This is a genomic window from Glycomyces tritici, assembly GCF_030403505.1.
Window position 1 is genome coordinate 99009 of sequence record NZ_JAUEMJ010000014.1, and the last position, 12307, is coordinate 111315.

A 12307-nucleotide genomic window follows, 5' to 3' on the forward strand; every position below is an offset into this window, starting at 1 on the left:
ACGGCGGATACGGTGTAGAGCGTGCACGCCGCCTCCGTTTTCACACGCTTGCGCCGCTGGTTCCACGATCGCCCGCTCCCTGCGGACGCGCTCTTCGCCGCGGCGCTCTTCGCCACGTACGCGAGCACGCTCGCCGTGGTGATCGACGCCGCGGACGCGTCGGAGCAGCAGTTCGGGCTCCACGAGATCGGCATGCTGGCCCTCTCCCTGGCGCCCATCGCCTTCCGTCGCAAGTGGCTGTGGCTGGCGGTGGCGGGGACGCTGGCGGCGCTCGCCGGGGCGATCGTGTTCGACCAGCCCTGGCTGGCCGGCGACAACGGCTTCACGTGGCTGATCCTCACCTACACCGCCGCGGCGCACCGCCCGCTGCCGCGCGCGCTCGTCATCGCCGGAGCGGTGTGGATTCCGGTGACCCTCTCGGTGCTCCTCTACTTCTGGCCCGTGTACGCCGGCGAGACCGCCACCGGCGGGGCCATCATCACGCTGCTGAACCTGGCCATGGCGGCGACCGCCTGCTTCGTCGGCACGGTCATGCGCAGCCGGCGCCGCAAGTTCACCGAGCTCTCCGAGCGCGCCCGGTTCGCCGAGGAGCGCCAGGAGGCGCTCGCGGCCCAGGCCGTCGCGGACGAGCAGCGGCGCATCGCCCGGGAGCTGCATGACGTGGTGGCCCATCACATCTCGGTCATCGGGGTCATGTCCGAAGGGGCCAAGCGGGTCCTGCGGACCGACCCCGAGGCGGCCGAGGACGCGCTCACCACGGTGAACCAGACCGCGCGCACCGCACTGCGGGAGATGCGGGACATCCTCACCGTCCTGCGGCAAGGGCGCGACGAAGGCGGCAGCGCCGACCTCGAGCCGCAGCCTACAGTGGACTCGCTGCGGGCGCTGGTGGCGCAGACCAAGGACGCCGGCCTGCCGGTGCGCTACACCGTCCGCGGCGAGGAGTACCCGCTGCCGACGGGCGTGAGCCTGGCGGTCTACCGCATCGCCCAGGAGGCCCTCACGAACACCATCAAGCACGCCGGTCCGCAGGCCAGGGCCGGTGTCGTGGTCGACTACGGCGACAACGAGTTCCGCATCTCCGTGGGCGACTCCGGGCACGGCGCCCCCGTCGTCTCGGGGTTCTCCGGCGGCCACGGCCTCATCGGCATGCGGGAGCGCGCCACGCTCTACGGCGGCTCCCTCGAAGCCGGGCCACGGCCCGGCGGCGGCTACCTCGTCGAGGCCCGCTTCCCCAAGAACGCCCACCTCCAGGGAGTCACACGTTGAACGACCGGCCGATCCGCCTCCTCCTCGCCGACGACCAGCAGCTGCTGCGCGCGGGCTTCAAGATGGTCCTCGGCGCCGAGACCGACATCGACATCGTTGGCGAGGCCGGCGACGGCGTCGAGGCCTTCGACCTCACCAGGCGGCTGGTCCCCGACGTCGTACTCATGGACATCCGCATGCCCCGCCGCGACGGCGTCGCCGCCACGGCCGACATCGTGCAGGCCAACCTCCCCTCCCGCGTCCTCGTCCTGACCACGTTCGACCTGGACGAGTACGTCGTCGGGGCGCTGCGGGCCGGGGCCGCGGGGTTCCTCACCAAGGACGCGCCCGCCGCGGACCTGGTCGAGGCCATCCGGACCGTGCACCGGGGCGGCGCGGTCGTCGCACCGCACATCCTCTCGACCCTCCTGGGGCGCTTCGCCGAGCACCGCGGCAGCGACGGCGACGTCAAGCCCGCGATCGTCGACTGCCTGACCGCCCGCGAGCGCGAAGTGCTGCTGCTCCTGGCCAAGGGCCTCACGAACGCCGAGATCGCCGAGACCCTCACCGTCGGCGAGACCACCGTGAAGACCCATGTGGGCCACCTGCTCACCAAGCTCGGCGTCCGCGACCGCGTCCAGGCCGTCGTCCTCGCCTACGAGAGCGGCCTGGTCAAGCCCGGCGGCACGGACTGAAGCCCCGGCCCGTCCTACCCCGGTACCGGGGCCTCCGCCTCTCGACGTAGACGAAGACCGTCCGCGAAGCGGATGCGCCGGTGCCCAGCGTCCAATATCGTCGAAGTTGACCATGAGCCGCGACGCCGAATGACATCAGGTATGATGTCACAATCAGGCGAGTCGACGTCATCTTTGAACGCTCCTCTGGCACAACGACTTCGCGAGCGGCGTCTCGCGGAACCGGAAACCACAACACCGATATCCCTCGGCACATCGACACCTTCACCGAAAGCGAGCGCGTCGTGTCCACCACATCCCCCGTCAAGACCACCGCAGTATCAGCCGAAGGCCTCTGGAAGGCCTACGGCATGGGCGAGGCCCAGGTCGTCGCCCTCCGCGACGTCTCGGTCCAGTTCGAATCCGGCGCCTTCACCGCCATCATGGGCCCTTCGGGCTCGGGCAAGTCCACCCTCATGCACTGCCTCGCCGGCCTCGACACCACCGACCGCGGCACCGTCCACATCGGCGGCACCGCCGTCACCGGCCTGAACGACAAGGCCCTCACCAAGCTCCGCCGCGACAAGATCGGCTTCATCTTCCAGCAGTTCAACCTGCTCCCGACGCTGACGGCCGAAGAGAACATCACCCTGCCCGCGGCCATCGCCGGCGCCAAGGCGGACCCGGCCTGGCTCGACCAGATCATCAAGACCCTCAACCTGGCCGACCGCCTCTCCCACAAGCCGACCGAGCTCTCGGGCGGCCAGCAGCAGCGCGTCGCCTGCGCCCGCGCCCTCGCCACCCGCCCCGAGGTCGTCTTCGCCGACGAGCCCACCGGCAACCTCGACACCCGCTCGGGCGCCGAAGTGCTCCGCTTCCTGCGCACCAGCGTCGACGACTTCGGGCAGACCATCGTCATGGTCACCCACGACCCGTCCGCGGCCGCCTACGCCGACCGCGTCGTGTTCCTCGCCGACGGCCAGATCGTCGAGGACATGTCCGAACCGACCGCAGACAAGGTCATCGACAAGATGAAGCACTTCGAAGAGCTCGTCGCCGCCGCCCAAGGGGAGCACGCCTAACCATGCTGCGCGCCACCCTCAAGGGCATGGCGAGCCGCAAAGCCCGCCTCGTCCTCACCAGCCTCGCCGTCGTCCTCGGCACGATGTTCGTCGCCGCCGCGATGATCCTCACCGCCACCATGGAGAAGTCCGTCACCGGCGTCATCGCCGACGCCTTCACCGACGTCGACGCGGTCGTGTCCTCCGCAGAGGACCCCGCCGCCGCCCAAGGCAACACGCCCAGCGCGACCCTCATCCCCGGCGACGTCCTCGAGACCGTCCGCAGCGTCGACGGCGTCGACACCGCCGACGGCGACGTCTCCGGCCAGATCAACGCCATCGGCGCTGACGGCAAACTCGTCGGCGCCTTCGCCCCCACCATCGGCTTCAACTGGAACGACCAGTCGACCGGACTCAACGAGATCCGCGACGGCACCGGACCCCAGGCCGACGACGAAGTCATCGTCTCCACCCAGTTCGTCAAGGACTCCGGGCTCGACATCGGCGACACCGTCACCGCCTACTCCTACTCGGCCGACCGCGCCGAATACGAGATCGTCGGCGTCTTCGGCCTCGCCGGCGACCGCGACTCGCTCGCCGGCGAGACGCAGATGGCCTTCACCGTCACCGAAGCGCAGCGCCTCCTCGCCGACGGCCAGGACGCGTACATGTCGATCTACATCCAAGGCGACGCCTCCACCGAGGCCATCGCCGACGCGATCGGATCCGACTACCGCGTCCAGACCGGGGAAGAGGCCAGCGAGGAAGCCGCCCAAGGCTTCGCCGCGGTCGCCGACATCATGGGCTACATCTTCCTCGGCTTCGGACTCGTCGCCGTGTTCGTCTCGGTGTTCCTCATCATCAACACCTTCACGATCATCGTCGCCCAGCGCCAGCGCGAACTCGCACTCCTGCGCGCCATCGGCGCCGCCCGCAACCAGGTCGTCGGATCGGTCCTGGCCGAAGCCGCCGTCATCGGCGTCATCGCCTCCATCCTCGGCCTCGGCCTCGGCGTACTGCTCGGCTGGGGCCTGTCCCAGCTGGTCAGCTCCACCGTGATGGGCGGCCTGCCGGTCCAGCTGCAGGTCCCGGCCACGGCCCTATGGGCGCTGGCGGTCGGCATCGGCGTCACCGTGCTCTCCGCGTTCGTCCCCGCCATCAAAGCCTCCGGCGTCCCGCCGGTGGCCGCGATGCGCGACGCCGTCAACCCGCCGAAGCCGCTGCGCGGCATCACCATCGCGGGCCTGGTGGTCACCGGCGTCGGCGGCGTCCTGATCGCACTCGGCCTCACCGACAACCTCGGCGACCTCGGCCTGCCCGGGTTCCTCAGCGGCGTCGGGATCGCGTTCGTCGGCATCACGCTGCTCACGCCGATCCTGTCGCGGCCGCTGGTGGCGCTGCTCGGCGCGGTCATGTCGTGGTCCTTCGCGGGCCGCCTCGGCAAGCTCAACGCCGGGCGCAACCCGCGCCGCACCGCGATCACCGCGTCCGCGCTCATGATCGCCGTCGCACTCGTCACCGGCATCGCCACACTGGTCTCCAGTTTCAAGGAGACCACCACGGAGCTCACGGACTCGAACCTCGAATCCGACCTCATCGTCATGGGGCAGCAGGGGGCCAACATCCCCACGTTCATGCCCGAGACCCTCGCCGAGATCAAGGCGCTGCCCGATGTGGCGGCGGTCGGCGACCTCTACGGCGAGTTCTTCGGCGCGAAGATCGACGACGAGCCGACCATGCTCTACGCCAGCGAGGACCTCCCCACCAGTCTCGGGATCTTCAGCGGCACAGTCGCGGAGGGCTCGATCGAGAACCTGCCCGACGACGGCCTGGTCGTGAACGAGTCCGCCGCCGAGGATCGGGGCCTCGCGCTCGGCGACACCGTCGAAGTGGCCTTCGCCAAGGACAACGCCACCGCGCAACTGCAGGTCGCCGCGATCCTGGACGACTCGCAGCTCACCGACGGCTGGTGGGTCTCGCCGGCGCAGATCCCGAACTTCACCGTACCGAAGCCGATGCAGGCCTACATCCAGGTCGCCGACGGCGCTGACGTCACCGCGGTCCAGTCCGAGGTGGAGGACATCCTCGCCGACGAACCCGAAGTGAGCGTCACCAACAACGCCGAGTTCGTGGACCAGCAGACCGGTCAGCTCGACGTGCTCCTGGCCTCGGTGCAGATCCTGCTCGCGCTGGCGATCATCATCGCGATCATCGGCGTCGTCAACACGCTGGTCCTGTCGGTCCTCGAACGCACCAGGGAACTGGGGCTGCTCCGCGCGATCGGCATGACCCGCGGCCAGGCCCGGCGCATGATCACCGTCGAGAGCGTCATCATCTGCCTGTTCGGCGCGGTCCTCGGCATCGCCGTCGGCATCGGCCTCGGCTGGACCGTGCAGCAGGCGCTCGAGGAGGAGGGCCTGACGAGCTTCGCGCTTCCGTGGGGCCTCATCATCACGTACCTGGTCGCGGCCGTGGCCGTGGGCCTGCTCGCGGCGATCGCCCCGGCGGCCCGCGCGGCGAAGCTCAATGTGCTGAGCGCGATCGCCTACGAATAGCTCTCTACCGGAAACCAGGTGAGGGGCGGCGTTGTCAGACGCCGCCCCTCCCGTCTGCCCGGGGACGGCCGGAAGGCCGAGCCAGGGGTCGTTCCGGGCTCCGTCTTTCGGCCGACCCGGCGCCGCGGGCTCCGCCTCGGGGAGGACGGAACTCCGGCCCGCGGACCGAAGCGCCCGGAAGCGCCGCTCAATAGCCTTGGGGGAACAGGAAAGACACCCGATCAGAAAGGCGCTTCCGTGCCACTCAGCACTCCCCACGCCCCGCAGCAGACGCACGGTCTGCCGCAGCAGCACAGCCGCGCCGCCGTCACCGCCTCCGGCCTGTGGCGCGCGTACGGCACGGGCGAGGCCCAGGTCGTGGCCCTGCGCGATGTGTCCGTGGCGTTCGCCTCCGGCCAGTTCACCGCCATCATGGGCCCTTCGGGCTCGGGCAAGTCGACGCTCATGCACTGCCTGGCCGGCCTCGACACCACCGACCGCGGCACCGTCGACATCGGCGGCACGGTCATCACCGGCCTGAACGACAAAGCGCTCACGAAGCTCCGCCGCGACAAGATCGGCTTCATCTTCCAGCAGTTCAACCTGCTCCCGACCTTGACGGCGGAAGAGAACATCCTCCTCCCGGCCTCCATCGCCGGCGCGAAGGCCGACCCGGCGTGGATCAGCCAGATCATCCGCACCCTCGATCTCCAGGAACGCCTGTCGCACAAGCCGACCGAGCTCTCCGGTGGCCAGCAGCAGCGAGTCGCCTGCGCCCGCGCCCTCGCCACCCGCCCCGAGGTCGTCTTCGCCGACGAGCCCACCGGCAACCTCGACACCCGCTCCAGCGGTGAGGTCCTGGGGTTCCTGCGCAAGTCGGTGGACGACTTCGGGCAGACCATCGTCATGGTCACCCACGATCCTTCTGCGGCCGCCTACGCCGACCGCGTCGTGTTCCTCGCCGACGGCCAGATCGTCCGGGACCTCCACAAGCCCACCGCCGACGCCGTCATCGACACGATGCGCGGCTTCGAGACCCGCGTCCCGCTCGCCGGAGAGGGCGCCTGACCCCATGCTCCGCGCCGCACTCAAGGGCATGGCGGCCCGCAAGGCCCGCCTCGCGCTCACCAGCCTCGCGGTCGTCCTCGGCTCGGCGTTCATCGCCGCCGCCCTGGTCCTCACCGCCTCCATCCAAGCCACTGTGGACGAACTGAACGCCGAGTCGTTCGCCGGCTCCGACGTGCTCGTGCAGCCGGTCGCACCCGAATCCCGGGGTGACGGCCTCGTCCAGGAGGGCGTCTCCGCCGAGACCCTCGCCAGCGTCGAAGCCACCGCCGGCGTCGACCGGATCGGCACCACCGTCTCCGGGACGATCAGCGCCATCGGCGACAACGGCAAGATCGTCGGCGCGCTCGCCCCCACCATGGGCACCAACTGGGCCGATGAGGCCCACGACCGCGAGCTGCGCGACGGCCGGGCCCCCGAGGCGGACGGCGAAGTCGCCGTCTCCGCCAAGTTCGTCACCGACTCCGGCCTCGGCCTGGGCGAGACGGTCACGGTGTACACGCCGACCACCGAGCAGACCGCGTACGAGATCGTCGGCGTCTACGGCTACTCCGGCGGCCGCGACTCCATCAGCGGCGGCACCGAGATCGCTTTCACCACCACCGAAGCCCAGCGCCTCGTCTTCGACGGCGCGGACGCCTACTCGGCCCTCGCCGTCCACGCCGCCCCCGGCACCGACGCCGACGACCTCGCCACCGCCCTCGAACCCGTCATCGGCGACGAATCGCAGGTCAGGACCTGGGAGGACTACAACGCCGAGGCGAGCGCCCAGTCCGCCGAACTGACCGGCCTCGTCGGCAACTTCCTGCTCGGATTCGGCCTCATCGCCGTGTTCGTCTCGGTCTTCCTCATCGCCAACACCTTCTCGATCGTCATCGCCGGTCGCCTCAAGGAGATCGCGATGATGCGCGCCATCGGCGCCGGACGCGGCCAGGTCGTGCGCTCGATCCTCGCCGAAGCGCTCCTGCTCGGCACGGTCGCCGCGATGGTCGGCGCCGCAGTCGGCGTCGCGGGAGGCGCCGGCCTGACGGCCGCGATCGCGAACTCGTTCCTCGACGCGGGCCAGGTCAGCCTGGCCGTGCCGCCGACGGCCGTCATCGCCGCACTGGCGGTCGGCATCGGCGTGACGGTGCTGGCGGCCCTCGTCCCCGCCGTCAGGGCCTCCAAGGTCCCGCCCGTCGAGGCGATGCGCGCCGCGGTCAAGGCCGACCGGCCGATCACGGGCATCACCGTCACCGGCGCGATCGTCACCCTCGCGGGAGTCGCGGCCATGGCCCTGGGCCTGACCCACAACCTCGGCGGCGACAAGGCCGACCTCGCGGGCACCGCCGTCGGCGCCGGCCTGGTCTTCGTCGGCGTCACCATGCTCACCGCCTGGCTGTCCAAGCCCCTCGTGGGGGCGCTCGGCAGGCTGTGGTCCTGGAACTTCGCCGGGAAGCTCGGCCGCCGCAACGCCGGACGCAACCCGCGGCGCACCGCCGTCACCGCCTCCGCGCTCATGATCGGCGTGACCCTCGTGACCGCGACCGCGACCCTGCTCACCAGTGTCAAGGCCAGCATCGAGGACTACTTCGGCGAAGCGGTCAAGGCCGAACTCTTCGTCACCGGCCCGGCCGTCTCCGAGCTCCCTGCGTCGTTCGACCCCGCGGTCATGGACGACATCCGCGCGATCGACGACGTCGACGCCGCAGTGGAGGTCTACTACGACATCGCCGACATCGACGGCACTGAGCAGTACGTCAACACCACCACCGACTTCGGCGGGATCGTCGACCTCTTCGGCGGCGAGATCGCCGAAGGCGGCACCGGGGAGCTCGCCGACGACGAGATCGCCGTCAACCAGTCGACCGCCGACGAACTCGGCGTCGCCATGGGCGACACCGTGAACGCGACGTTCAGCCGCGGCACCGAGGCGCACGAGTTCACCGTCGCAACGATCCTCGCCGACAACGAGAACACCGACGGCTGGTACGTCTCCCCCGCCTACGTCGAGGAGTTCTACACGACCAAGCCGATGATGGCGCTGGTCGATGTGGCCGACGGCGCCGACATCGACGCCGTCACCGCGGCCGTCGACGACGCGCTCGCAGGAGAGCCCGAGGTCAGCGCCCAGAACCACGAGGAGTTCGTCGCCGAGATCACGGTGTTCTTCGACTTCGCGATCATCGCGATCCAGCTGCTCCTCGGCCTGGCCATGATCGTCGCCGTCATCGGCGTCGTCAACACGCTGATCCTGTCGGTCCTCGAACGCACCCGCGAACTGGGCATGCTCAGGGCGATCGGCATGACCCGCGGCCAGACCGTCCGCATGGTCATCGTCGAGAGCGTCACCATCGCCCTCTTCGGAGCGATCCTCGGCATCGCTGTGGGCCTCGGCCTCGGCTGGGCGCTCCAGAACGCGCTGGCCGACAGCGGTGTCGACGTCTTCGCGGTCCCGGTCGGCCTCATCGCCGGGTACCTGGCAGCAGCAGTCCTCGTCGGACTCCTCGCCGCCATCGCCCCCGCGGCAAGGGCCGCGAAGACCAACATCCTCGGCGCGATCGCGTACGAATAGCGTTACACCGCAAAGAAACCAGTGAGGGCCGCCCCTTCCGGGGCGGCCCTCATCGCTGTGCGCGGGTCACTTGGCGGACTTGTACGAGCCCGATTCGAGCGCCTCCATGTCCTCCAGCTCGACGCCGTTGGTCTCCTTGACCATCTTGGCGACGAAGAAGAACGAGATCAGCGCGAACGCCGCGTAGAGGCCGTACGCCAGGAACAGGCCGGTCTGCGCGAGCTCGGGGAACGTGACGGTGATGAGCCAGTTCGAGATCCACTGCGCGGCCGCCGCCACACCGAGCGCGGAGGCGCGGATCCGGTTGGGGAACATCTCCCCCAGCAGCACCCACACGACCGGGCCCCAGGTGAACGCGAACCCGAAGACGAACACGTTCGCGGCGATCAGCGCGATGACGCCCTGGGCGTCGCCGAGCACCGGGTTGTTCTCCGCGTCCACATTCGCCGTCGCGAAGATGACGGCCATCGTGCCGAGCGCGAGGAACATGAGCATCGAGCCCCACATCAGGAGCTTCTTGCGGCCCACCTTGTCCACCAGGTAGATCGCGAGGATCGTACCGGCGATGTTCACGACCGAGTTGATGACGCTGGTCAAGAACGCGTCGTTCTCGCTGAACCCGACCGACTGCCACAGCGAGGTCGAGTAGTAGAAGATGACGTTGATGCCGACGAACTGCTGGAACATCGACAGGAAGATGCCCACCCACACGATCGGCAGGAGCCCGAAGCGCGGACCGCGCACATCGGAAATCCGCGGCGGGTGATCGCTGTGGAGGGACTCCCGGATCTCCACGATCTTCGTGTCCACGTCCCCGCCGACGTACTTCTCCAGGATCGCTTTGGCCTTGTCCTCCTGGTGCTTCGCGACGAGGTACCGCGGCGACTCCGGGATGTTCAGCGAGCACATGAAGTACACGAACGCCGGCACCGCGGCCGCGGCGAACATCCACCGCCACGCCGTACCGCCCCAAGGCACCTCACCGCTCGCGCCGCCCGCCGAAGCCTGGATGCCGTAGTTCACCAGCAGCGCCGAGAAGATGCCGAGCACGATTGCGAACTGCTGCAGCGAACCCAGTCGCCCGCGCAGATGCGCCGGCGCGATCTCGGCGATGTAGGCGGGCGCGATGACGCTCGCCGCACCGATGGCCAGACCGCCGGTCACTCGCCAGACGGTCAAGTCCACCGGGCCGGTCGCCAGAGCACTGCCCAGCGAGGTGATGAAGAAGATGACCGCGGCGAGCATCATGACCCGCGGACGCCCGAACTTGTTCGCGAGCGAACCCGCGAACCAGGCGCCGACCGCGCAGCCGAGCAGCGCCGAGGAGACGACCACGCCGGTCTCGACCGAGCCGATGCCCCATTGGACTTCGAGCGCACCGGTCGTCCCGTTGATCACGGCCGTGTCGTACCCGAACAGGAACCCGCCGAGAGCGGCGGCGATCGAGACGAACACCGCCGAGGCGGTGCCCACTTGGGGCGCGCCGCGCATCAGACCGTCATTGTCCGTGGCCATCATCCACTCCCGCTGCCGATTCGAACCGGTACCATACGTGCCGAAATCCTAAGATGGATTCGCCCCCGTAGATCACCGTTTGCCGCAATCAGCTCTACCCCGCAAGGCCGCGAATCAACCGGAAAGCCCCTCGTCGATCTGCACATCGAGGGCCCGCAGCACCCGCGCCAAGGCGATGTAGGTCGCGCCGGTGACTGTGAGCTCGGTCTGCTCGGCCGGGCTGAAGCACGCATCGAGCGCCGCATCGTCACGAGGAGCCCCGGCCCCGAGGTACTCGGCGTACCCGAGCACCGCCCGCTGCGATCCGCTGAAGCAATCGGCCTCGCGCCAGCGGTCGAGCGCCGCGAGCTGCTCGGAGTCCAGACCGGAATCGGCGGCCATCGGAAGGTGATGCGCCAGCTCATATGGCGAGTCCTCGAGCTGAGCGATCCGACAGATCATCAGCTCCCGCAGTCCGCGCGACACTGTCGCATCGAACCGCAGCGCATGGATGAGGTCGAGCACCGGCGCCAGGAGCGCCGGCGCGTGCGCAAGCGCCCGGTGCAGGTTGATCGGATCCCGACCGACGGCCGCCAACCGCCGCGAAGCGGTGGCCGGCAGCCCTGTGCCAGGAAGACGCGAAACTGAATCTCTGTCCACTACTGTGACACAACTAACTTGTGAGGCCCGCTACGTACTATCCAGCGATGTGGGACAATACAGGTAGGGCAAAGTACCCAGTCGTCGAGCCTGCAACGGAGGAGGCCACGTGAGCACATTTTTCAGCGTCGTAGGTGCGATCGGAATCGCCATCGCGCTAGTGACCGTCTCGCTACTGACATTCCTGGTGACAGGTGCGATCTTCGGCATCGGAGTCGGTGTGGCGAGGATGAGAGACGCGCTCTCGACTTCTTCCTGAATCAGAGCATACGAAAAGGCCCCCACCGTGAGGTGGGGGCCTTTTTTGTAAGTAGATGTTTGGCGGTGTCCTGCTCTCCCACACCCTCTCGAGTGCAGTACCATCGGCGCTGGAAGCCGTAACGACCGGGTTCGGAATGGGACCGGGTGTGTCACTTCCGCTCTCACCACCAAACAAACCCTTGAGGGCACTTGTTCAGCGATCAAGCTGACCATCCACCCCGTAACAGGGTTTCATGGCCGGCGATCGAGCCAACAAGTGTTGTCTCAGAATCGCATAGTGTGCGTGAATGTCTCGAACGTTTCTATCAAGACCGAAGATATGTTAAGTTCTCGGCGGTTAGTACCCGTCCACTCCACGCCTTGCGACGCTTCCATGTCGAGCCTATCAACCCCGTCATCTACAGGGCGCCTCACCAGGATTAACCTGACAGAGATCTCATCTCGAAGCACGCTTCCCGCTTAGATGCTTTCAGCGGTTATCGCTCCCGAACGTAGCCAACCAGCCATGCCCCTGGCGGGACAACTGGCACACCAGCGGTTCGTCCATCCCGGTCCTCTCGTACTAGGGACAGCCCTTCATCAAATCTCTTACGCGCGCGGCGGATAGGGACCGAACTGTCTCACGACGTTCTAAACCCAGCTCGCGTGCCGCTTTAATGGGCGAACAGCCCAACCCTTGGGACCAACTCCAGCCCCAGGATGCGACGAGCCGACATCGAGGTGCCAAACCATCCCGTCGATATGGACTCTTGGGGA

General features: G+C 68.5%; 8 protein-coding genes and 2 rRNA genes. 6 read left to right on the forward strand and 4 right to left on the reverse strand.

All coding sequences use genetic code 11. The annotated features are described in order from the left end of the window. Positions 1–21 precede the first annotated feature (21 nt). From QWI33_RS28030 to QWI33_RS28055, 6 genes are all read left to right on the forward strand, one after another. Entirely contained in the window at positions 22–1269 is a 1248-nt protein-coding gene (locus tag QWI33_RS28030) for a sensor histidine kinase (protein WP_289959992.1), read from the forward strand. Next, positions 1266–1943, forward strand: coding sequence for a response regulator (locus tag QWI33_RS28035; RefSeq protein WP_289959993.1), 678 nt, complete (start codon positions 1266–1268; stop codon positions 1941–1943). The genes QWI33_RS28030 and QWI33_RS28035 overlap by 4 nt, the downstream gene beginning before the upstream one ends. A gap of 350 nt (positions 1944–2293) precedes the next feature. Then, the gene (locus QWI33_RS28040; protein ID WP_309299882.1) at positions 2294–3004 is read left to right on the forward strand and encodes an ABC transporter ATP-binding protein; all 711 of its coding nucleotides are present in this window, start codon (positions 2294–2296) and stop codon (positions 3002–3004) included. 2 nt (positions 3005–3006) lie between these two features. Continuing rightward, the gene (locus tag QWI33_RS28045; protein WP_289959994.1) at positions 3007–5538 is read left to right on the forward strand and encodes an ABC transporter permease; all 2532 of its coding nucleotides are present in this window, start codon (positions 3007–3009) and stop codon (positions 5536–5538) included. Between the two features lie 279 nt (positions 5539–5817). Beyond that, positions 5818–6585: an ABC transporter ATP-binding protein gene (locus QWI33_RS28050; protein ID WP_353895575.1), complete on the forward strand. Its 768-nt coding sequence runs from the start codon at positions 5818–5820 to the stop codon at positions 6583–6585. Between the two features lie 4 nt (positions 6586–6589). After that, a complete protein-coding gene (locus QWI33_RS28055; RefSeq protein ID WP_289959996.1) occupies positions 6590–9136 on the forward strand; it encodes an ABC transporter permease in 2547 nt (848 codons plus the stop codon). Positions 9137–9202: 66 nt separating this feature from the next. On the opposite strand, the gene QWI33_RS28060 is transcribed toward QWI33_RS28055, so the two are convergent. The 4 genes from QWI33_RS28060 to QWI33_RS28075 all read right to left on the reverse strand — a co-directional run. Continuing rightward, the gene (locus QWI33_RS28060; protein WP_289959997.1) at positions 9203–10651 is read right to left on the reverse strand and encodes a sugar porter family MFS transporter; all 1449 of its coding nucleotides are present in this window, start codon (positions 10649–10651) and stop codon (positions 9203–9205) included. Between the two features lie 114 nt (positions 10652–10765). Further along, positions 10766–11290, reverse strand: coding sequence for a carboxymuconolactone decarboxylase family protein (locus tag QWI33_RS28065; RefSeq protein WP_289959998.1), 525 nt, complete (start codon positions 11288–11290; stop codon positions 10766–10768). A 316-nt stretch (positions 11291–11606) separates the two neighbouring features. Next, positions 11607–11723, reverse strand: a 5S ribosomal RNA gene (rrf, locus tag QWI33_RS28070). A 146-nt stretch (positions 11724–11869) separates the two neighbouring features. Further along, a 23S ribosomal RNA gene (locus QWI33_RS28075) occupies positions 11870–12307 on the reverse strand; the annotation flags it as partial.

What these genes read in the sequence shown, in the direction of transcription:
- QWI33_RS28045 (WP_289959994.1), top strand. Translation starts at nt 3,007, where the DNA reads ATGCTGCGCGCCACCCTCAAGGGCATGGCGAGCCGCAAAGCCCGCCTC.
- QWI33_RS28060 (WP_289959997.1), bottom strand. Translation starts at nt 10,651, where the DNA reads ATGGCCACGGACAATGACGGTCTGATGCGCGGCGCGCCCCAAGTGGGC.
- QWI33_RS28040 (WP_309299882.1), top strand. Translation starts at nt 2,294, where the DNA reads ATGGGCGAGGCCCAGGTCGTCGCCCTCCGCGACGTCTCGGTCCAGTTC.
- QWI33_RS28055 (WP_289959996.1), top strand. Translation starts at nt 6,590, where the DNA reads ATGCTCCGCGCCGCACTCAAGGGCATGGCGGCCCGCAAGGCCCGCCTC.